This is a genomic window from Hymenobacter nitidus (assembly GCF_020447315.1).
Classification (GTDB): Bacteria; Bacteroidota; Bacteroidia; order Cytophagales; family Hymenobacteraceae; genus Hymenobacter; species Hymenobacter nitidus.
Window position 1 is genome coordinate 38,344 of sequence record NZ_JAJADQ010000004.1, and the last position, 21,999, is coordinate 60,342.

Below are 21,999 nucleotides of genomic sequence, written 5' to 3' on the forward strand. Positions count from 1 at the left end.
GTAACCTTCTGACAGGTGCTCCGTTAAAGACACTACAACGAGCTTGAAAGAAGGTCGGAGAAGCTGGTAAAGTAAAATTGCCGACAGTAGGAGCTTCTGGTAGTAACGGTTATGTACTGCCAGCAAAATCAGACTTGTCCATCGCACATTTCTCTACTAGCACCCGATTGGAAGGGTAAGCCAGTTGTAGTAAAGAAAAGCCTCCCACGACATTACGTGGGAGGCTTTTCGATTTTTACGGGGTTGCTACCCGTCTGCCGTTGGTCCAGGTTCTGCCGCCGGAGGGCCGGCCGATTTCAACCGTTGCATAAACGTTTTGAAAGCCGGACCCAGCTCGTCAAACAGCGGATGTTGGCGGTTTTTCAGCAGCACTTCGCTGAACAGCTTGAGGCCAATGGCAAACTCAGTGGCTTGTCCGGGCTCCTCAAACAGGTTGCGCTGGCGCATCCGCTCGATAATGAGAAATATATCGTCGTGGTTCTCAAACGCTAGCTCCACCGGCTTATGTTTCGGGCTGTCCGGGTTGATGCCGGCTATTGCTCCAGACGTAAACGATATTGGTAGGCGCGCTTGCTCATATTCTTGAAGATGATGGTATAGCAGGGCAGACGGAGCAGCCGGCACTTTGTTGTGGCGCAGTTGCCGGATTAAATTTTTTCAGTCATTTCGTAACCCTGCGCTCTGCATGCCGTAAAAGAAGCCATAACCAACTTATAAGAAGTTGGGATGTCTTGAAAGCAAAATTGCCCGCTGTAGAGCTTCTGCCAGAAATTCAAAACCTCCGGTAGCAAAATCGTACAGCAACTTTGGTAAGCTTCTTTTAAGAATCCCGTTAAGACATCAATAGGTTCGTTATCAAAAGAAAAGCCTCCTGCGACTTTACGCAGGAGGCTTTTCGATTTTCAGGCCAGCAGGCGCCTACTCTTCACCTTCCGGCTTAGGCGCATTTTCTGACTTGCTGTACTCCGGCTTCATCTGCGGGAAGAACAGCACGTCCTGAATCGAGTTAGAGTTGGTCATGATCATGCTCAGGCGGTCGATGCCGATACCCAGGCCGGCCGTGGGCGGCATGCCGTACTCCAGGGCGCGCAGGAAGTCCTCGTCGAGTACCATGGCCTCGGTGTCGCCGCGCTTGCCCAACTCCAACTGGTCCTCGAAGCGCTGGCGCTGATCGATGGGGTCGTTGAGCTCAGAGAAGGCGTTGCAGATTTCCTTACCGTTGCAGATTGCCTCGAAACGCTCCACCAAGCCCGGCTTGGAGCGGTGCTTTTTAGCCAGCGGCGACATTTCCACCGGGTAGTCAGTAATGAACGTGGGCTGAATCAGCTTAGGCTCCACATGCTCCCCGAAGATTTCGTCGATAATCTTGGCTTTACCCATGCTCGGGTCGAGGCCCACTTTCAGCTCCTTGGCAGCAGCGCGCAGCTCGTCCTCGCTCTTGCCGTCGATGTTGAAGCCGGTGAAGTGCTCAATAGACTCGGCCATCGTGAAGCGCTTCCAGGGGCGCTGGAAGTTGATGAGGTTTTCGCCCACCTGCACCTCGGTTTTGCCGTGCAAAGCCATAGCCACGCGCTCCACCATTTCCTCCACTAGGTCCATCATCCAGTAGTAGTCTTTGTAGGCTACGTAAAGCTCCATTTGGGTGAACTCCGGGTTATGAAACCGGCTCATGCCCTCGTTGCGGAAGTCCTTAGAGAATTCGTAAACCCCATCGAAGCCGCCCACGATGAGGCGCTTGAGGTACAGCTCGTTGGCGATGCGCAGATACAGCGTCATGTCCAGCGTGTTGTGGTGGGTCTTGAAGGGACGGGCGGCAGCACCGCCGTACAGCGGCTGCAGAATCGGCGTTTCTACTTCGAGGTAGCCTTTGTCGTTGAGGTAGTTGCGCATGGCCTGCACCAGCTGAGTCCGCTTGATGAAAGCGTCGCGCACGTGCGGGTTTACCACTAGGTCCACGTAGCGCTGCCGGTAGCGGGCTTCGGGGTCGGTGAAGGCGTCGTAGGTGATTTTCTCGCCAGTGACTTCGTCGGTTCGCTCTTTCACAACGGGCAACGGGCGCAGGCTCTTGCTGAGCACCGTCAGGCCGGTCACGTGCACCGACGTTTCGCCCACCATCGTGACAAACACGCGGCCTTTTACGCCGATAAAGTCGCCCAGGTCGAGCAGCTTCTTGAAGACGGTGTTGTACAGCTCCTTGTCTTCGCCGGGGCAGATTTCGTCGCGGTTGATGTAGAGCTGAATGCGGCCCGAAGCGTCCTGCAGCTCAGCAAACGAGGCCTTACCCTTCACCCGAATCGACATCAGCCGGCCCGCCAGGCTTACTTCCTGAAAGTTATTAAGCTCGGGGTGGTAGTTATCGAGAATTTCCTGGGCGTAGAAGTTGACATCGAATAGCTCGGACGGATACGGCTCAATGCCGAGCTTCTGAAGTTCCTCCAGCTTCTGGCGGCGTATCTGTTCCTGTTCGCTGAGGTGCTGCATGAGAATGGTTGTTTATAAGCCTGCAAAGGTAGTCTGAAACCTAGATTTTCACAGCTTGTCTAAAAGAACGTCACTCCAAGCGCAGCGCAGCGGAGTTGAGGAATCTCGCGTGCTATGGTAATCAGCTTACCGTAATACCGGCAGCTGCGAGAGATGCTTCGCCGCGCTCTGCAGAACGGTTTTTAAATAAACAAAAAGCGCCATCCCATTGGGATGGCGCTTAGGTCTATATGTAGTAAGGCAACTAGATTTATATACAGGCCACTTAGGCGGCGATGCCCATTTGCTGCTGAGGCTCCTGGCCCGTGAGCAGCGGCTCGATGCGGGTGCGCAGGCGCTCCACAACGAAGTTGTTCTGCAAGTGCTTCGGCAAGTCCTGCACCAGCTTCTGATACTGCTCCAGACCCATGGCCTTGGCAATATAGCTCTCGTGGATACCGTTGAGGTAGCTCACAATATTGAGCAGCGACTGGTGGAAAAGCTTGAAGTCGATTTCGGCTTCCACGTAGCGCTCAATCTCACGGCTGGTCTGCGAGATGCGCAGGCGGCCCAGCAAGTCGAAGATGGTGGTGTAGCCCAAGCGCCAGGTAATCTGCTGCCAGTGCGAAGCTGTCCACTTATCGAGCACCTTGCCCGTCTTCTGGCTACGCAGGGCCGTGTTGGGGTTGGCCTGCACCTGCAGGCGCGTCCACTGGGCTTTCATCTTGCGGGTGGTGCGCAGAAACTGCCCGATCTGGGCCTGAGCCTCGATTTCCTTGCCCGCAATGTGCAGGCCGGGCTTATAGCCAGCCAGCGGCAAACGATGAATGCTGAAGTCACCGTAGGCACCAGCGGCGTAGAACGATACCGGCCGTGGATAGGCATTGCGCACTACCAACCGACCAACTTCCCGCCGAATCAAAGAAGGATTATTGGACCGCACGCCGGCTGTATACAGGAAAGCCTGCAAACCCGACAGAATAGTGTGGTAGGCCTGGGGGAACGTCCAGTGCAGGGCATTGCGCAGATATTCTTCGTCGCCCAGCTCGGCCGTGGCCCGCAAGGCATACTCCGTGCTCCAGCAGGCCTGCAGCAGCTTGCTTACCGCTTGAATGTCAGCCTCCGTCAACTCTGCTTGGTGAGCCCGGAAGAAGGGGAGGTGCTGCAAGCCGCCCGTTGCATCATCATTCTCCTGGATGTGGTAATTGATGGCAAAGAAGTAATTGAGAAACACCTGCGCTGGAATAGACTTGCGCCAGGTTTCCTCGGCTTGCTTTTGCTCGTCCGTAACGAGCGGAAGGATGTTGTTCTCGATTGTCGTTGTCATGCTAAGTAAACAGGATGCTGCAGCCATTAGTTGCATGTTTGCTAATTTTATTCGCAATATTATGGTGTTTATAATAGGTTGATTTACAGATGATTGAATCAATTTTTATATGTGTGGTTAGTTCTGTTATTTCAAGTTGATTTGCTAATGCCATTGGTTGATAGTGACAAGGCAAAAAATAAGCCTCCATGTCAGCGACACAGAGGCTTACGAGCAAGGCTTAGAACAGCTTACAACTGGTCTTTAATGACAGCTACGGCTTCCCGCAGAGTGATATCGTTCTTGAGGTTTTTAGTGAAGCGACCAGCACGGTTCACTTCTACCGTATCGGAGCCCAACTGGCGCAAATCCAAGGCAAGGGGCGCAATAGCTAGTGGCTGAGCAGCTTTCTGCACTGCCTCATACTTTTCCGATTCCGCCTTGGCCTGTTCCTGCTCAGCACGGAAGGCCGTCAGTTTCAGCGACACCATCGTTTCGTCTTTCCGCTTACGCATGCGCTGCACCATCTCATTCATCAGCTTGAAGCTGGGGCTGCTGGCTACGCGGCCCTGGCTGGCCGTGCGCAGCTTGTCAACCGGTGGCGCTGCATTCCAGGCCTTATAACGAGCTGGAGAAATCTCATCCCATTTCAGCGGGTAATCCGACTCTTTTTCACCCTGGTCGAGGTAGCTGTAAGCATCGGGCAGGATAATATCCGGCACAACACCCTTAAACTGCGTCGAGCCACCATTAATGCGGTAGAACTTCTGGGTCGTAAGCTTCAGGGAACCAAAAGGCTTTAGGCTACCGAAGTCACCGAGCATGTCATCCAGGTCGAAAATGCGCTGCACGGTGCCTTTGCCATATGTGCTGGCCGAGCCCATAATTACACCGCGTTTGTAGTCCTGAATAGCCGCCGCCAGAATTTCGGAGGCTGAAGCGCTGTATTTGTTCACCAGCACCACCAGCGGACCGTTGTACTGCACCCGTGGGTCCCGGTCGTTCAGGATGCTGGGTGAGCCCTGGGGCGAGCGGACCTGCACCACGGGGCCATTCTCAATAAACAAGCCGGCCATTTCTACCGCGTCCTGCAGGGAGCCGCCACCGTTAAAGCGAAGGTCAAAGACAACGCCGTCAACATTTTCCTGACGCAGCTTTTCCAGTTCTTTTTTCACGTCCTCTGCCGAGCTGCGCCCGCCGTTGTCGTTGAAGTCGGCGTAGAAGGTAGGCAGCCGCAGATAGCCGATTTTCTTGCCGTTTTCCTTAATCGTGGCCGACTGAGCGTAGGTCTCTTTCAGAACGACTACGTCGCGGATGATGGAAATGACCTTAGTACTGGCATCGGGCTTTTTCACCGTTAGGCGTACTTCCGTGCCTTTTTTGCCTTTAATCAGGGCGACGGCCTTGTCCAGACGCAAGCCTTCTACCGATACCGGCTCGGCGGCGCCCTGAGCTACGCGGGTAATGATGTCACCTGCCTTCAACTCGCCCTGGCGGTAAGAAGCCGAACCTGGAATTACATCCGTCACTTTAATCTGGCCGTCTTTTTCCTGTAGAGAGGCCCCGATACCTTCAAAGCGGCCGGTCATGGCTACGTCGAAGCTTTCTTTGTCACGCGGCGCAAAATACTCGGTGTGAGGGTCGTAGGTATTAGCAATGGTATTAGCGTAGACTGCCAGGCGCTCATTCGCGTCGGTCTGGGCCATGTCTTTAAATTGCTCATCAAAGTACTTGAGCACCCGCTTACGGGCTTCAACTTCCATTTCGGCGGGAGTGCGCGTGGGCTCCGAAGTGGTAGCGGCCGAGGGCTGTACCGAAGTAGAGGCCAAAGGCTTGTCCTTTTTCTTCTTCTGCTCATCCATCATTTCCGACACCCGAATCAAAGTCTGATACTTCAGATACTTGCGCCATTCCTCGCGCTGGGCAGCCGCATCGGCGGCGAAAACCATCTTATCAGGTTCCGTTTCGAACGATTCGTCTTTGGTGAAGTCGAACGGCTTGGACAGGATATCACGGTACAGGTTCTGAATGTCCTTGGTGCGCTGCTCCATCAGCTTTGTGCTCAAGTCCAGAAACTCGTGCGTGCCCCGCTTTACCTGGTCGTCGATGTCGTTCTGGAATTTGCGCAGCTGCGCTACATCCGACTGCAGCAGAAACTTCTTGTTGTAGTCAACCCGCTTCATATACAGGTCGAAGACTCGCTTCGAAAAAGCGTCGTCCACTTTTTCAGGCTGATAGTGCGCGGCGCTCAGCCCCTGCAGCATGGCTTTAATCAACACCTCATCCTTTTGGGGCGGGCTGGCGTCGTTGCGCCGGTACAGCTTATAGGATGCAAGCATGAAGACTGCCAGCACCAACGAGGCATACAGGCCTATTTTCAGTCGGGGGGAAGACATGGAAATCAGAATGAAATGGAGGAAAATCAAATGTAAACAAAAGCCGTTCCGAACACACGAACCCGTCAGACTGGCGGCTTTAACCCAAAACGCACGGTCGACTATAATAAGTGCCCGCGGCTGAATTTCAATAGCAAGGGGCGAAAATTGTGAAGGACAGTTGCATCAGTAGCTTCGCTCATTGACTTTTGGCGAGTCAATAGCAGGTTGCTTAGATACAGTCGGCAATAAGCTTCGGTACGGCTATGTTGATATACGAAACAGCGTCAGGAAAAAGTTGGTTTTAGCGCCAAAATAAAAAGGCCTCCTACGATTGTAGGAGGCCTTTTTTACTCAAGAGCATTGGGCAATGCGCCCACGCTTAGTAATGACGTACACGGTCAGCGTTGCTGCGACGGAACTCATCTTCGAAGTACTTCGCGTCTTCAGCGTTGCGGGGCTTAACACCCATCACGATGCCACCATTCTTGATGTCGCTTTCATACTCAGCAGCATGCTCTTCTGGAATGCCCGAGCCTACCAGGGCGCCTACCAGGCCACCCGTCAGACCACCGGCACCGGCACCGGCCAGAGCGGCGGCAATAGGACCAGCAATTACCAAGCCCAGGCCGGGCAGAGCTACTGAAGTACCAATGGCGGCAATAGCGCCGATGATAGCACCAGCCGTGCCACCGATGGCCGAACCTACGCCGGCACCTTCCATGGCTTTGTCGCCCAGGTCGGTATCAGGAGTATGGTCACCGAAGTGCGTTTTGCGGGTGTCGTCCGACATCAGCAGGTTTACGTCATCTTTGCCGTAGCCACGCGAAGAGAGCGACTGGTAAGCACGCTCGGCGCTGTCACGGTCACGGAAAGTGCTGGTCAGCGTGCTACCGTCGCGGTAAGGCTGGCCGGTTACGGCGTGAGCGGCGCTATCGGCCGTGTTCTGCACGCCATCAATGGCGCGGCCTACTACGGCACCAGCGGTACCAGCAATGGCAGCACCTTTAGCCGTTGCGCTATAATCATCACCACTAACACCGGAGCCAGCACCCGTACCAGCGTTGTAGCTGGTGCCTTCGTTGCTCGAGCTCGAGCTGTTGCCCATACCGGTGCCCGTGTTGGACGTACCATAGTTAGCGCCTGAGCCAGTACCAGTATTCTGCGGGTTGTTCGAATCGTTGGTGTTCATTAGAGTAGGTTGGTTGAGTGGGGAAAGGAATCGTTATGAAGCGCTGAGGCAACTTTCTCTAGAGAGATATGTGCTTCAGCTTCGGGGTTCTTAACGTGACCTTTCTGTGAGGGGTTACAAAAAAACTATTACTAGTCCAAGTAACTTCTCTTTTTACTCCACCAAACTACCCTTAATGGGCCCGTAGCGATGAATCAGGCGAATTGCTCGTAGTTGCTGGGCTCCAGCCAGAAAGCCCGGCACTCGCGGCGCAGGGTTTTCAGAAACTCGGGGTCCTGCTTCAGTGTCCGCCATTCTCCCATACCTAGCCGCTCACACAGCTTGAAGAAGTTGTCGCCTTGCCCTTTGGAGCCTTCCACCTTTACCAAGCAGCTAAGAATGGGCCGGCCGGCCTGGTATTCATTCTCCGAGATTTCGGCCAGCAGTTCGTTCAGGCGGGCCTTTTCGTGGGAGATTTCCAGGTTGAAGCCTAGCTCAGCTTCCTGCACCAGATTCAAGTAGCTGGTGGTGCCGACCTGATGGCGGGCAAATCGAATTAAATGGCTACGAACTCGGCCGATCATTTGGGTAGGGAGAGAAATGGGTGCTGAAAGTAATAAAAAAGGCCCACAACCCGGAAATATCATTTTCCGGGTTGTGGGCCGCCGCCAACCAAAATTGTGCCGACTACTTAAAAGTTGGCGTATGGCTTATTTTTGGGCCTTTCGGCGGGTTATTTCTTTTTGGATCAGCAGAAACTCCCGGCTACTCTGGCCAGCTATGGCCGTGTTTTCATCAGCGCGCCGCAGCAAGTAGGGCATTACGGCTTCTACCGGGCCGTAGGGCACATATTTGGCCGTGTTGTAGCCGGCATTCGCCAGGTTGTAGGTGAGGTTGTCGCTCATACCGTAGAGCTGGGCAAACCAGATGCGGGGGTCACCCGGGCGCAAATCGGCTTCGTGCATCAGCTCGGTGAGCAGCAGGGAACTGGCCTCGTTGTGTGTACCGGCGCAAATGCTGATGCGGTCAGCGTGAGCTACGCAGTAGCGCAAGGCATCATCATAGAGCTGGTCGGTAGCGTTTTTGGTGGGGTTAATCGGGTTCTGGTAGCCGCGCTGGGTGGCTACGCGGCCTTCCTTTTCCATGTAGGCGCCACGCACCAGCTTGCCGCCCAAGAAATATTTGCCCTGCACGGCCGCGGCATACGCCTGCTGAATGGCTTCGAGCCGGTCGTGGCGGTAGAGCTGATAGGTGTTCCAGACAATGGCCGACTCGCGGTTGTACTTGGCCATCATCTCATAGGTCAGCTCATCGATAGTAGTCTGGAACCAGCTTTCCTCCGCATCCACGAACACGCGCACGCCATACTGATGAGCCCGGGCGCAAATAGCATCGACGCGGGCCTTGGCGCGCTCGTAGCTGGCCTGCTCGACGCTCGAAAGAGCCTGCCCGCTTTGCACCTTTTCCAGCAGGGCACTGTCGGCCACGCCGGTTACTTTGAAAACCGAAAATGGGATGTGCGTGGAGCGGTGAGCCAAATCGATAGTGGCCAGAATCTCGTCGCGGGTGTGGTCGAAGCTCTGGTCGCTGCCTTCGCCCTCCACGGAATAGTCGAGGATGGTGCCGATGTTGTAGCGGCCCAACTCTTCAATCACGGGCAGGCACTCCTGGATGGTTTCCCCGCCGCAGAACTGCTCAAAAATGGTTTTCTTGATCAGGAACTTCACGGGCAGCTTCCACTTCAGCGCGGCCTTCATCATGCCGCCCCCGGCTTTCACCAAGGTGTTGTTGTTCATGGCGGCAAACAGGGCGTACATTTTGCGCAGCTCCAAATCGGATTTGGAGGCGAAGGCAACGGCCGTGTCGGTAAAGGAAATGGGCGGGGATTGGGTTACGGGCATGCGGGTGGTTAGCTTTGGGCGGGCTACTGGGAGAGGCCGGTTTGGCGGGGCAAAGATAGCCGTTAAACATCGTTTCGACCGGTAGAGTTACCATACTGCCCGGGCTTTTTGCGGAGGCCCCTTCGGGGGCATTATCCCTGGTCAGTACCCTTCTTACTTCTCTTTTACTTCTTCTATGGAAAGCGCAATTGCCACCGATACATTTTTTACCCGGCTGCTGGCCGCTAAAGGCAGCCCCTTGCTGATTGCGGGCCCTTGCAGTGCCGAAACCGAGGAGCAGGTGCTGACCACCGCCAAAGGCCTGGTAGCACTGGGGAAAATTGATTTGTTTCGGGCCGGAATCTGGAAGCCGCGCACCCGGCCTGGCTCGTTCGAAGGCGTTGGGGTAGGGGGGCTGCGCTGGCTGCGCCGCGTGAAGGAGGAAACCGGCCTGCCCGTAACGGTAGAGGTGGCCACGCCGCGCCATGTGGAAGATGCCCTGGCCTACGGCGTGGATGTGCTCTGGATTGGCGCCCGCACCACCGTCAACCCATTTGCCGTGCAGGAACTGGCCGATGCCCTGGCCGGGACTAACGTACCTGTGATGGTAAAAAACCCGGTAAACCCCGATGTGGCGCTGTGGGCCGGCGCACTGGAGCGGCTGGAGCGGGCCGGTACCACGCAGCTGGCGGCCATTCACCGCGGCTTCAGCACGTTTGCGCCCTCACGCTACCGCAACGCGCCTACCTGGCAGCTGGCCATTGAGCTCAAAACCCGCTTTCCGCAGATTCCGCTTATCTGCGACCCAAGTCACATCGGAGGGCGCCGCGACTTACTGCTGCCCATTGCCCAGAAGGCGCTGGACCTGGACTACGACGGGCTGATGATCGAAACCCACCCCGACCCGGACCGGGCCCTGAGCGACGCTGAGCAGCAGGTGACGCCCCAGCGCCTGGGCGAAATTCTGGCGGAGCTGAAGTACCGCTACCGCTCCAGCGACAACGCCGACTACCTCAACAAGGCCGAGGAGCTACGCCAGAAAATGGATGTTGCCGACCGCGAAATCATTGAGGCCCTGGCCCGGCGCATGTCGCTGGTAGAGGAGCTGGCCGAGTACAAGAAGGAAAACAACGTCAAGATTCTGCAACTGGACCGCTGGAACGAAATTTTTACGTCCCGCCTGCAGTGGGCCGGCAAGCTGCGGGTAAACGAGAAGTTTGTGGCGGAGCTCTACAAGCTGATTCACCTGGAAAGCATCCGGAAGCAAACCGAGATTATGCAGCGGCCCGAGTAGCGCTAGGGCTTGGTGGCAAAATCAGTGCTCTGGCTGCTGCGCTTGCCTTTGTAGTACACGTTGCCGCCTTTACCGTTGTTGGTATCCTGCAGAATAAGCTTGTTGCCGGAAACCGAGTAGAACTGCTGGCTTTTGTAGCCCCGGTAAATAATCAGGTTCTTGCTTTTGCGCCAGCCATTGCCCACGGCCTTCAGTCGGAACTTGGCTGCGCCTATCATGGCGCCATCCTGATAGAAGCGCGCCCGACCCCGCCGGTCGAATTCGACGACTACAGAATGACCGGTGGAAGCGGGGGTGGAGGTACCGGCTTTGGATGGCTCGCTCTGCACCCATTCCCAGCGGCCCACCAACTGGTCTTCCATGGTCGGCATCGAATCACGGCTGCAGGCCGAGCCGGCAGCGGCCATAACGAGCAGGCCCAGCCAGGCAGAATAGAAAGCTTTCATACGACCAATAGAAGTAGTTTTTACCTTGCGGACAGAATCACAGGTCAAAGTAATTGCATCAAAGTAATGTTATTTTGTCTTAATTCTGGTTAATGCTTCTATTATTTTTTGTTTAACAATGAAAAAAGTGGATAACTCGGTTTCAATTGGTACCCAGTCGTTGGAGCAGCTACAGCATCTGCTGCGGCAGCCGGCTGTGGGACAGGTGTTTGTGCTGACGGACAGCAATACGGTACGGAACTGCTACCCGCTGCTGCAGCGCTACCTACCCGACCATACCCTAGTCGAAATACCGGCCGGGGAGGAATTCAAGACACTAGCCAGCTGTGAGCTGGTCTGGAATCAGCTCACGGAAAAGGCCGCCGATAGATTTGCGGTGCTGGTGAACGTCGGCGGTGGCGTTGTTACCGACCTCGGAGGCTTCTGCGCTGCTACCTATAAACGAGGAATCCGCTTTATTCAAGTGCCTACCACGCTGCTGGCCCAGGTAGATGCCAGCGTCGGCGGCAAAACCGGTATCGACTTTCAGGGCTTCAAAAACCAGATTGGCGTGTTTCAGGAGCCAGTGAGCGTCTGCATCGACCCAACTTTTCTGGCTACCCTGGACGCGCGTCAGCTCAAGTCCGGCTACGCGGAAGTGGTTAAGCACTGGCTTATTGCCGACGCGGCGGCTTTTGCTACCCAGCGCCAGGAAGGAGTGCTGATCAAGGACTGGAGCCCGATTATCCAGGACTCGGTGGCTACCAAGCAGCAGATTGTAGAAGCCGACCCGCTGGAATCGGGGCTGCGCAAGGTGCTCAACTTCGGCCATACCGTGGGCCACGCCCTGGAAAGCTACCTGCTGCTGCAAGCCGGCCGCGAAATTCTGCACGGCGAAGCGGTGGCGGCGGGTATGATCTGCGAAAGCTGGCTGTCGGCCCAGCGCGGACTGCTCAGCGCGGCGGAGCTCGACAGCATCGAGACGTTCCTGTTCTCGGTGTTCGAAAAAGTCCAGTTTGTGACCATGGAAACCGATGCTATTGCCGAGCTGGCCCTGCAGGATAAGAAAAACAGCGGCAGCACGATAAACTGCACACTGCTCGACGGAATCGGCAAGGCTCTTTACGATCAGCCGATAACGGTTACGGAAATTGCCGAGTCCCTGCGCTACTATCATCGGCTGTAGCTGGGTAATTTGCGCTTTCAACTTCCTTTTTCGCCTAACCTCCTTTCACTCATCGATACTTCGTCTTCCCTAACGTTGCGCTGGAATGGCGCCCTGGTCAGCGGCACTGCCCAACTGCCGGCCTCCAAAAGTGAGAGCAACCGTGCCCTTATCATCCGGGCGCTGGCCGGCGCCGGACAGCTGCATAACCTTTCCGATGCCAACGACACCGAGCTGATGCAGCGCCTGCTGGCCGAACCGGCCACCACTACAACTCTCGACGCCGAAGATGCCGGCACCGTTATGCGCTTTCTGACGGCCTACCTGGCCGTAACCGGGCGACAAGTGCTGCTCACGGGCACGGCCCGCATGCGGCAGCGCCCCATCGGGGTGCTCGTCGACGCGCTGCGCCAGCTCGGGGCCCGCATCGATTATACCGAGCAGGAGGGCTATCCGCCGCTACAGCTGCGGGGCTGGGTTCCGCAGCTTACCGCCCAGGAACCGGCCGAGCTCAGCGTGCGGGGCGATATCAGCAGCCAGTACATTTCGGCACTGATGATGGTGGGTCCCCAATTGCCCGGCGGCCTGCGCCTGCGCCTGACCGGCAAAGTCGGCTCACGACCCTACATCCGCATGACGCAGTCGTTGATGCAGCATTTTGGGGGACAGTGCCGCGACCTGGGCGAGGTAATAGAAGTGCGGCCCCAGGCCTACCAGCCCGCCGACTACACCATCGAATCCGACTGGTCGGCGGCCAGCTACTGGTACGCCATGGTAGCTCTGGCACCGCGTGGCTCCTCCATTACGCTGCCGGGGCTGCGCCGCCATTCCTGGCAGGGCGACCAGGCCATCGTCGGCATTATGGCGCAGTTGGGTGTGGCTACCCGGTTTGAGGAACACGGCGTGATGCTCACCCAACAGGCGTGCGCCGAGGCTATCGAACAGGACTTCACCGACTGTCCTGATCTGGCTCAGACGGTGGCCGTGGTGGCAGCTGCCGTGGGCGTGCCGCTGGTGCTGACCGGGCTGGAAAGCTTGCGCATCAAGGAAACTGACCGGATAGCGGCTCTGCAGGCGGAACTGGCCAAGTTCGGCGGCGCTTTGGTCGACGAGGGCGACGGGCGCTTCCGGGTGCCGGTAGCTGGGTTCACGGTAGCCGGACAAACGGTGGAAACCTACCACGACCACCGCATGGCAATGGCATTTGCCCCGCTGGCCCTGCGTGGTTCTCTGACCATCCTGGCCCCAGCAGTCGTGCGCAAATCCTATCCGCAATTCTGGTTGGAACTGCGCAAGGCAGGCTTTGAGGTTACCGAGCAGGCCTGAGCTACGGGCGCAACGACTCGAAATAAGCCGCCGAATGCCGCAGGCGGCTACCATACCAGCTGAACAGCTCACCATCCACAATGCGCACCGTGGCCGAGGGACAGATAGCCTGGAACTCGGCCACGTGCTTCTCGGCGAAAGGGTAGGGCTCCGAGGACAACAGAATCACCTTGGGAGCAGCGGCGGCCAACTGCTCGGCCGTAACCTCGGGGTAGCGGGCCGTATCGGCAAATACGTTGCTGAAGCCCGCCCGTGGCAGCATAGCATCGATAAAGGTGCCGCTGGCCGCTGCCATGTAGGGCTTGCGCCAGATAAAATACGCGGCCGGCAGCAGCTGGTCGGGAGTGGTAAGGCCGCTGAACGAAGCGTCAATTGCCGTGGCCAGGGCGTCGGCGGCTGGCTTGCGGCCGCTAATCATGCCCACTCGCCGAATCATGTCCAGCGAATCGGTTAGGTTGGCAATGTCGCTCATCCAGACCGGGTATTTGGCCGCCAGCTGCTCGATGCCCTCCTGGTAGTTTTCCTCTTTGTTGCCGATAATCAAATCAGGCTTCAACGCCTCAATTCGGGCAAAATCAAAGTTTTTGGTGCCTCCGACTACGGTGGCTTGCTGGCGCGCATCCGCCGGATGAATGCAGAATTTGGTGACGCCCACCACCCGCTCGCCCAAGCCCAGGTCAAATAGCAGCTCGGTCTGCGACGGAACCAGGGACACAATGCGCTGGGGCGGGAAGGGTACCGCTACCCGGCGGTTCATCTGGTCGGTGACGGTAAGGGGGAGCAGGATAGGCGGTAGTTCCACGGGCAGGCGGTAGTGAGTAGTGGCACGGGCTGCCTAGAGCAGCTTGTAGTTCTTAAACTCGAACAGGCGCTTGCCGGTGGCTTTTTCCACCCAGTACAGCAGCCGGCCCTTGAAGGAGAAGTGCTTCTGGGTCACGTCGATATCCACCTGCCAGTTCAGGCGGGCAATGCGGGCGGCCATAACGCGGGGGTGAGTACCGCTAAACCTCTCGAGGGAGTCGAAGTCGTCAAAGTTGAACACCTCCGTAGTTGCCAGCGGCTGCTGCTCGGGGGGCAGGTCGCCGTGCCAGAACTGGTTGATGTGCTTCATCTTCTGCAGCATCTGCTTAGGGTTTTTCACCCAGCCATAGTGGTATACAAAGGCATCGGCGGGCTTCACGTGCAGCTTTTCACCGTTGCGCCGGAACCCCTGGGCATCCTTGAAAGCCGTAATGGTGGGGTCGTTGCGGATGATGCGCACCTCGTGTCCGTACCAGCGCCGTGAGTCGCCCACATAGTCGAAGGTCCCGTAGAAGTGCAGGTATTTGAACAGCAGGCCTTCCACGCGCTTGTCGGCTAGGTGGCGCTGGGCCGCAGCCCGAATACCCGCGTGGTACTGCTCGTGCACCACCTCATCGGCCTGAATGTAGAAAGCCCAATCGGCATCGGGCGAAATCTGCTGGAAGGCCTTGTTGGTTTCCACGGCCAGCACGGTGCCGCCTTTGCGCAGCGCCGGGTCCCAGGTCGAGTGCACGATGCGCAGCTTGGGCGAGTTGATGGAGCGGATCAGGGCTTCCGTTTCGTCGTCACTGTCGCCGATGCTGACCACCATTTCATCCACCACGGGCAGAATGGACATAATGGCTTCCACCACCGGATAATCGTTGAGTACCGCGTTTCTGACAATGGTGAAGCCGGCAATTTTCATAGGGCAGGAGGGAGCAAAGAGGAGGGGGCCACACAAACGCATGGCCGGCGTTGCCCGAAAGCAAGCCGGCCATGCGCTGTACGAACGAGCCCGAAGATACAGCTTAGCTGAAGTAACGGAAATCGTGGCCGTCCTCGATGCGCAGCAGCGTCTCGTAAATCAGCTTGGTCACGTTGTCCACATCTTCCGCGTGCACGGTTTCCACCGTGGTGTGCATGTACTTCAGGGGCAGCGAAATCAGGGCCGAGGCCACGCCCGAGCCCGAGTAGGCAAAAGCGTCGGTATCGGTGCCGGTGGCGCGGGTAGCGGCCGCCCGCTGAAACGGAATGTCGGTTTCCTGGGCCGTACGGATAATCAGGTCGCGCAGGTTGTTTTGCACCGCCGGGCCATAGGTAATTACCGGGCCTTTGCCGCAGTGCAGGTCGCCGGCCGTCTTTTTCTCGTACATCGGCGACTGAGTGTCGTGCGTCACGTCCGTGATGATGGCCACGTTGGGGTTGATGCGGTGGGCTACCATCTCGGCGCCGCGCAGCCCGATTTCCTCTTGCACCGCATTCACGACGTAGAGGCCGAAAGGCAGCTTTTTGTCGTTTTCCTTCAGCATGCGGGCCACTTCGGCAATCATGAAGCCGCCCACGCGGTTGTCGAGGGCGCGGCCCACGTAAAACTTGTCGTTCATCACCATGAACTCGTCCTCGAAGGTGACGACCGAGCCCACGTGAATGCCCATTTCCTCCACTTCCTTCTGCGACGAGGCGCCGCAGTCCAGGTAGATGGTTTCGATGGTCGGGGCCTTGTCCTGCTCCACCTTGCGCACGTGAATGGCTGGCCAGCCAAAAATGGCTTTCACCACGCCCTTGTCGGTGTGAATATTTACCCGCTTAGACGGGGCCACCAGGGCATCGGAGCCCCCGTTGCGACGCAGGTAGATGTAGCCTTCCTTGGTGATGTAGTTAACGAAATAGCTGATTTCATCGGCGTGGGCTTCAATTACGACTTTGTACTGGGCTTCCGGGTTGATAACGCCCACCACGGTGCCGTACGTGTCCACAAAATATTCGTCGATATAGGGTTTGAGGTACTCCAGCCACAACTTTTGACCTTCTTTTTCGAAGCCCGTTGGTGAAGCATTATTCAGGTAGATTTGCAGAAATTCGAATGATTCTGGACGCATCGGTAGTAAAGTTGATTCGATGGAAAGTTATTGAGGCGCCGGCACGCCCATCTCAGCCCATTCTTCGCGCGCCGGACCATAAACGCCCGGTACCCGCAGGCTGGCTTGCCGCATGAGCACCGTCAGTTGCCCACGGTGATGCGCCTGGTGGCGGATAAGTACGGATAATACGGTGCGTTTGGTCCATGTGTCACCATACATGGGCACTTCATCCAGCAATTGCGCGTCTGACCAGCGGTTCGTGACCTCAGTAACAACCTGCTGAGCGAGTGACTGATAGGTCGACGCCAGGAGGGTAGCATTGTTCGGCATTGGCTGCCCGTGGAGCGAATCCTCCTGCGTTAGTCCAGCCGTGTGAGGCATCTCCGTAAGAGTCTGAACGACGTGCCAGGCAATGCTGCCCAAGGTGCGGCCTTCAGGATCCACAGGTTGGGCCAACGACTCATCCGTCAGCGCGGTTAAGATTTTGGCGGTAGCCTCCGATTCGTACTGCCAATCGGTCACGAAATCTGAAACAGAACAATACATAGTACTCTGAAAAATGAGGCGAGAGAAAACTACAGCGGAATGTTGCCGTGTTTCTTGCGCGGCAGCACGTCTACCTTATTCTCCAGCATCTTAAATGCCCGGATGAGCTTCTGGCGGGTTTGCGAAGGCAAAATAACTTCATCCACGAAACCACGGTGCGCAGCGCGGTAGGGTGTGGCAAACTTCTGCTGATACTCGTCTACTTTCTCCTGCAGCTTGGCCTCGGGGTCGGCGGCGGCGGCAATTTCCCGCTTGAAGATGATTTCCGCAGCTCCTTTGGCGCCCATTACTGCAATTTCAGCTGTGGGCCAGGCGTAGTTCATGTCGGCCCCGATGTGCTTGGAGTTCATCACGTCATACGCTCCACCGTAGGCTTTGCGGGTAATAACGGTGATGCGCGGCACCGTAGCCTCGCAGAAAGCATACAGCAGCTTGGCCCCGTTGGTGATAATACCGCGCCATTCCTGGTCAGTGCCGGGCAAAAAGCCGGGTACATCTTCCAGCACCAGTAGCGGAATGTTGAACGAGTCGCAGAACCGCACGAAGCGGGCCGCTTTGGTCGAGGCGTTAATATCGAGCACCCCTGCCAGTACAGCCGGCTGGTTGCCCACGATACCGATGCTGCGGCCGCCCAGGCGGGCAAAGCCCACCACGATGTTCTCGGCAAAGTTCTGATGAACCTCCAGGAACGAATCCGCGTCGATAATACCGTCGATTACCTCGCGGATATCATAGGGCTGGTTCGGGTTTTCGGGAATGATGTTGTCCAGTGTCGGCCGCGACTCGTCGCCTTGGGCCTCGTAGGGCAGGGAAGGAGCCGTTTCCTCACAGTTCTGGGGCATGTAGCTCAGCAAGGCCTTGAGGTGGTTGATGCAGGCCACCTCGTTGGCGCAGCTGAAGTGCGTCACGCCGCTCTTGGCCGAGTGGGTGCTGGCCCCGCCCAGTTCTTCACTGGTTACGTTTTCGTGGGTCACGGTCTTCACCACGTTGGGGCCGGTCACGAACATGTAGCTCGTGTTTTCCACCATCAGGATGAAGTCGGTAATGGCGGGCGAATACACCGCGCCGCCCGCGCAGGGCCCCATGATGGCCGACAGCTGTGGCACCACGCCCGAGGCCAGGGTATTCTTGTAGAATATGTCGGCATAGCCGCCCAGGCTCACTACACCTTCCTGAATCCGGGCCCCGCCCGAATCATTCAGGCCGATTACGGGGGCGCCGTTTTTCATGGCCAGGTCCATAATCTTCACAATCTTCTCGGCGTGCGTTTCGCTTAGCGAGCCGCCAAACACTGTGAAGTCCTGGGAGAAAACGTACACCAAGCGGCCATTCACCGTGCCGTAGCCCGTAATGACGCCGTCGCCGAGGTAATACTCCTTGTCCAGGCCGAAGTCCTTGGAGCGGTGCATCACAAACTTGCCGATTTCCTCAAACGAGCCTTCATCCATCAGCAGATCTACCCGCTCCCGGGCCGTGAGCTTGCCTTTGGCATGTTGGGCGTCGATGCGGGCCTGGCCACCGCCGAGCAGGGCCTCCTGGTTTTTACGGTCGAGGATTTCGAGTTTGCTTAGTTGGGCGTCAGCGTGCGGATCGGACATTGAGAAATCGGTGGGATGAGAAGTGAGGTCAAAGGTAACGTAAGGGCGCAAAAAAAGCCGCACCAGATTTGGGCGGCTTTTTGGGTATTTCTTTCGTTGAAAATAAGAAGCAAAAGAGCCAGCCTTGCGAAGGGCTGGCTCTTTCATTTACTCAAAGCAAGTTACTTGCCTTTCTCCGTGTCCGGCGACTCAGGGGCCTCTTCGGGCCGCTCGTCACTAGCGAGGTTGGTGGCCTCCCCGCTCTTGCTCACTGCGAAGACGAGTTCTTCCGCGCCTTCCGTGAAGTCGGCGGTAATAACGTCACCCTGCGCAATTTCCGCTTTCAGGATTTCCTCAGCAATCGGGTCTTCGATGTACTTCTGGATAGCCCGGTTCAGCGGACGAGCACCGTACTTCGGATCATAGCCTTTTTCGGCTACGAAATCCTTGGCGGCTTCGGTCAGCTCCACTTTGTAGCCGAGCGTCTGAATGCGCGAGAGCAGCTTCGACAGCGAAATATCGATGATGCGGTGGATGTCCTTTTTCTCGAGCGAGTTAAAGACGATAACGTCATCCAAACGGTTGAGGAACTCGGGCGAGAAGGTTTTCCGCAGGGCATTAGTGATAGTGCCTTTCGTAATCTCGTCCAGGTTTTCCGTCCGGGCCTTGGTGCCGAAACCGATACCAGCGCCGAAGTCCGCCAAATCACGCGCCCCGATGTTAGAGGTCATGATGATGATGGTGTTCCGGAAGTCAACCTTACGACCCAAACCGTCAGTCAGGATACCGTCGTCCAGTACCTGCAGAAGCAGATTGTACACGTCGGGGTGTGCCTTCTCAATCTCGTCGAGCAGGATTACCGAGTACGGCTTGCGGCGGATTTTTTCCGTCAGCTGACCGCCTTCTTCATAACCCACGTAGCCGGGAGGTGCCCCCACCAAGCGCGATACGCTGAATTTCTCCATGTATTCGCTCATGTCTACGCGCACCAAAGCATCTTCCTTGTCGAAGAGGTAGGTAGCCAATACTTTGGCCAGCTCCGTCTTACCAACACCGGTCGGGCCGAGGAATACAAACGAGCCAATTGGCTTCTTGGGATCCTTCAAGCCCACGCGGGTGCGCTGGATGGCCTTCACCAGTTGCTTAATTGCTTTGTCCTGGCCGATTACCTTGCCTTGCAGCTCTTCGCCCATATTGAGCAGCTTCTGGCTTTCGTTCTGGGCCACGCGGCTCACGGGAATACCGGTCATCATGGCGATTACCTCGGCCACGTTTTCCTCCTTCACCGTGTAGCGCTTCTTCTTGGTCTCGTCCTCCCAATTCTTCTTGGCAGTGTCAAGCTGTTCGAGAAGCTTTTTCTCCTTGTCGCGAAGCTGAGCGGCTTCCTCGTATTTCTGCGACTTCACCACGCGGTTTTTCTCCGTCTTGATATTCTCGATGCTTTCCTCAAGCTTCAGAATATCCTCGGGCACCACGATGTTGTTGATGTGCACGCGCGCACCAGCTTCATCCAAGATGTCAATGGCTTTGTCGGGCAGGAACCGGTCACTCATGTAGCGGTCCGACAGCTTAACGCAGGCCTCAATAGCCTTGTCGGTGTACACTACGTGGTGATGGTCCTGATACTTGTCCTTGATGTTATGCAGGATTTCGATGGTTTCCTCTGGCGTGGTGGGGTCCACCATTACCATCTGGAAACGACGGGCCAACGCGCCGTCTTTCTCGATATACTGCCGGTACTCGTCCAGCGTGGTGGCGCCGATGCATTGAATTTCGCCGCGGGCCAGGGCTGGTTTGAACATATTGGAAGCGTCCAGCGAACCGGAAGCACCGCCAGCACCCACGATGGTGTGGAGCTCGTCGATGAACAGGATAACGTCGGGCGACTTCTCCAACTCGTTCATCACGGCTTTCATCCGCTCCTCGAACTGACCACGGTACTTGGTACCAGCTACCAGCGAAGCAAGGTCAAGGGTTACGACGCGCTTGCCGAACAGCACGCGCGACACTTTCTTCTGGATGATGCGCAGGGCTAGGCCTTCGGCAATGGCCGTTTTACCCACACCAGGCTCACCAATCAGAATGGGGTTGTTCTTTTTGCGACGCGACAGAATCTGAGCAACGCGCTCAATCTCCTTTTCCCGGCCCACGATGGGGTCGAGCTTGTCTTCCTCAGCCAGCTTGGTCAGGTCGCGACCAAAGTTGTCGAGAACGGGCGTGCGCGACTTCTCACCGGGCTTCTTCGGGGCCGAGCTGCTGCCCGCGCCACCGCGGCCGGCGCTGCCGCCAAAGAGTTTGTCGTTGTCGTCGTCGTCAGTGTCAGGGGCGCGGTCGGTGGGGGCAGTGTTGCCGTGGTAGTCCAGCGAGTCGCGAACGGCTTCGTAGTTCACGTTGAATTTGCTGAGAATCTGAGAAGAAATATTGTCTTCGTCGCGCAAAATCGAGAGCAGCAGGTGTTCTGTGCCGATGATTTCACTCTTGAAGATTTTGGCCTCTAGATAGGTAATCTTGAGAACTTTCTCGGTCTGTTTGGTCAGCGGAATCGAGCCGGTAATGCTCGTTCCCTGAGTGGCCGTATTACGAGTCGCTTGCTCGAGGGCGTATTTCAGCTCTTCTACCGACACGCCCAATTTCTTGAGCAAGCCAATAGCAGTGCCTTCCCCTTCGCGAATCATGCCTAGTAATAGGTGTTCGGTACCGATATAGTCGTGACCGAGCCGGATGGCCTCTTCCCGGCTCAGAGAGATGACCTCCTTGACTCGATTTGAGAATTTAGCTTCCATGCAGATAAGTAATGAAGAAAAACGGTGCCCCGCAAGCCAAGGTTGCTGAACGATGAGCGGGTTGGGCCGAAGTAACCTGAAAACAGGTAAATACGGGCGAAGGTTCGGAGGCGTCCCTTGCACTACGCAAGAAAGCCGCCGACAGCCGGTCCCTGCATAAAAAGCAGGTCTAAGATGCTGAGTCCCGGTACAAAATCTTTACCAAAGGTCTGGGCGTAGGGCCGAACCGACTTCCTGTCAGGTTCGGGACTGCCAGCGGCTTTTGGTGTCAGACAATCGCGCCGGTCGAGCACGAGAGCAGGGGGGTATTCGGAGTGGTACTCGGTGGTGAGCTCTACAGGAATCTGCAGCCGCAGGCAGCGCAGGTAAAACCGTAGGAAGGCTAGATTCAGTTCGAAAAGCAGGGAAGGTTTCTGTACGTAAATATCGTGCAGATAGTCGGCGTAATATTCAAAGTACGGCGTGCCGCCGTAGGCGGTTTGCAGGCTGCGCCAGTGCTGGTGCACCCAGTTCTGGCGGTAGTCGATTTCAATGGCCGACGTTTTGACTTTTTCACTGCGGTTGCCGTCCACTACCGGCACGGTGAGCGGCTTTACGCCCTGGTTGGTCAAAATCAGGCAACGGTTGCGGTAGGTTTGCTTGCGGTAGTTGTCGTGGCTTTCCAGCCAAAGCGCGTCGTGGCCGGCAAGCTCGGCAAAGAACTGGGCGGGTGGATTGTACTGCGACTCGAAGAGAATGGGCACCAGGGCAGGAATAAGGAAAGAAACAGGCGGAAATGCGGCTAAAGAAACGGAACAGAATAGTATTTGCCTTATACTAGATGTAAA

18 protein-coding genes are annotated in these 21,999 nt (G+C 56.6%); 3 read left to right on the forward strand and 15 right to left on the reverse strand.

Translation table 11 applies throughout. The annotated features are described in order from the left end of the window. Nucleotides 1-246: 246 nt before the first annotated feature. From LGH70_RS08505 to LGH70_RS08535, 7 genes are all read right to left on the reverse strand, one after another. Nucleotides 247-624, reverse strand: coding sequence for a DUF3861 domain-containing protein (locus LGH70_RS08505; protein WP_226184793.1), 378 nt, complete (start codon nucleotides 622-624; stop codon nucleotides 247-249). 294 nt (nucleotides 625-918) lie between these two features. After that, nucleotides 919-2,481 carry a lysine--tRNA ligase gene (lysS, locus tag LGH70_RS08510; RefSeq protein ID WP_226184795.1) on the reverse strand — a complete coding sequence of 521 codons (1,563 nt, stop codon included), beginning with the start codon at nucleotides 2,479-2,481 and terminating at the stop codon, nucleotides 919-921. A 265-nt stretch (nucleotides 2,482-2,746) separates the two neighbouring features. After that, a complete protein-coding gene (locus tag LGH70_RS08515; protein WP_226184797.1) occupies nucleotides 2,747-3,787 on the reverse strand; it encodes a hypothetical protein in 1,041 nt (346 codons plus the stop codon). Nucleotides 3,788-4,017: 230 nt separating this feature from the next. After that, nucleotides 4,018-6,162: a carboxy terminal-processing peptidase gene (locus LGH70_RS08520; RefSeq protein WP_226184799.1), complete on the reverse strand. Its 2,145-nt coding sequence runs from the start codon at nucleotides 6,160-6,162 to the stop codon at nucleotides 4,018-4,020. 361 nt (nucleotides 6,163-6,523) lie between these two features. Beyond that, a complete protein-coding gene (locus LGH70_RS23920) occupies nucleotides 6,524-7,333 on the reverse strand; it encodes a hypothetical protein (protein WP_431357420.1) in 810 nt (269 codons plus the stop codon). A 194-nt stretch (nucleotides 7,334-7,527) separates the two neighbouring features. Next, nucleotides 7,528-7,896 carry a hypothetical protein gene (locus tag LGH70_RS08530; protein WP_226184801.1) on the reverse strand — a complete coding sequence of 123 codons (369 nt, stop codon included), beginning with the start codon at nucleotides 7,894-7,896 and terminating at the stop codon, nucleotides 7,528-7,530. A gap of 126 nt (nucleotides 7,897-8,022) precedes the next feature. After that, a complete protein-coding gene (locus tag LGH70_RS08535; RefSeq protein WP_226184803.1) occupies nucleotides 8,023-9,213 on the reverse strand; it encodes a proline dehydrogenase family protein in 1,191 nt (396 codons plus the stop codon). Between the two features lie 175 nt (nucleotides 9,214-9,388). On the opposite strand from LGH70_RS08535, the gene LGH70_RS08540 reads away from it, so the two are divergent. Then, the gene (locus LGH70_RS08540) at nucleotides 9,389-10,486 is read left to right on the forward strand and encodes a chorismate mutase (RefSeq protein WP_226184805.1); all 1,098 of its coding nucleotides are present in this window, start codon (nucleotides 9,389-9,391) and stop codon (nucleotides 10,484-10,486) included. A 2-nt stretch (nucleotides 10,487-10,488) separates the two neighbouring features. On the opposite strand, the gene LGH70_RS08545 is transcribed toward LGH70_RS08540, so the two are convergent. Next, entirely contained in the window at nucleotides 10,489-10,932 is a 444-nt protein-coding gene (locus LGH70_RS08545) for a hypothetical protein (protein WP_226184807.1), read from the reverse strand. A 118-nt stretch (nucleotides 10,933-11,050) separates the two neighbouring features. On the opposite strand from LGH70_RS08545, the gene aroB reads away from it, so the two are divergent. Then, a complete protein-coding gene (aroB, locus tag LGH70_RS08550; RefSeq protein ID WP_226184817.1) occupies nucleotides 11,051-12,097 on the forward strand; it encodes a 3-dehydroquinate synthase in 1,047 nt (348 codons plus the stop codon). Between the two features lie 9 nt (nucleotides 12,098-12,106). Further along, nucleotides 12,107-13,402: a 3-phosphoshikimate 1-carboxyvinyltransferase gene (locus tag LGH70_RS08555; RefSeq protein WP_348533741.1), complete on the forward strand. Its 1,296-nt coding sequence runs from the start codon at nucleotides 12,107-12,109 to the stop codon at nucleotides 13,400-13,402. A gap of 1 nt (nucleotide 13,403) precedes the next feature. Here LGH70_RS08555 and LGH70_RS08560 read toward each other — a convergent pair whose 3' ends face one another. The 7 genes from LGH70_RS08560 to LGH70_RS08590 form a co-directional block, all read right to left on the reverse strand. Continuing rightward, a complete protein-coding gene (locus tag LGH70_RS08560) occupies nucleotides 13,404-14,159 on the reverse strand; it encodes a helical backbone metal receptor (protein WP_226185283.1) in 756 nt (251 codons plus the stop codon). Nucleotides 14,160-14,237: 78 nt separating this feature from the next. Then, the gene (locus LGH70_RS08565) at nucleotides 14,238-15,110 is read right to left on the reverse strand and encodes a glycosyltransferase family protein (RefSeq protein ID WP_226184819.1); all 873 of its coding nucleotides are present in this window, start codon (nucleotides 15,108-15,110) and stop codon (nucleotides 14,238-14,240) included. Between the two features lie 103 nt (nucleotides 15,111-15,213). Continuing rightward, on the reverse strand, nucleotides 15,214-16,284 hold the full coding sequence (locus tag LGH70_RS08570) for a M42 family metallopeptidase (RefSeq protein ID WP_226184820.1): 1,071 nt from the start codon (nucleotides 16,282-16,284) through the stop codon (nucleotides 15,214-15,216). 27 nt (nucleotides 16,285-16,311) lie between these two features. Then, on the reverse strand, nucleotides 16,312-16,812 hold the full coding sequence (locus LGH70_RS08575) for a DinB family protein (protein WP_226184821.1): 501 nt from the start codon (nucleotides 16,810-16,812) through the stop codon (nucleotides 16,312-16,314). Nucleotides 16,813-16,841: 29 nt separating this feature from the next. After that, on the reverse strand, nucleotides 16,842-18,410 hold the full coding sequence (locus LGH70_RS08580) for an acyl-CoA carboxylase subunit beta (RefSeq protein WP_226184822.1): 1,569 nt from the start codon (nucleotides 18,408-18,410) through the stop codon (nucleotides 16,842-16,844). Between the two features lie 161 nt (nucleotides 18,411-18,571). Then, a complete protein-coding gene (locus LGH70_RS08585; RefSeq protein WP_226184823.1) occupies nucleotides 18,572-21,172 on the reverse strand; it encodes an ATP-dependent Clp protease ATP-binding subunit in 2,601 nt (866 codons plus the stop codon). Nucleotides 21,173-21,294: 122 nt separating this feature from the next. Beyond that, nucleotides 21,295-21,915, reverse strand: coding sequence for a WbqC family protein (locus tag LGH70_RS08590; RefSeq protein WP_226184824.1), 621 nt, complete (start codon nucleotides 21,913-21,915; stop codon nucleotides 21,295-21,297). Nucleotides 21,916-21,999: the final 84 nt, after the last annotated feature.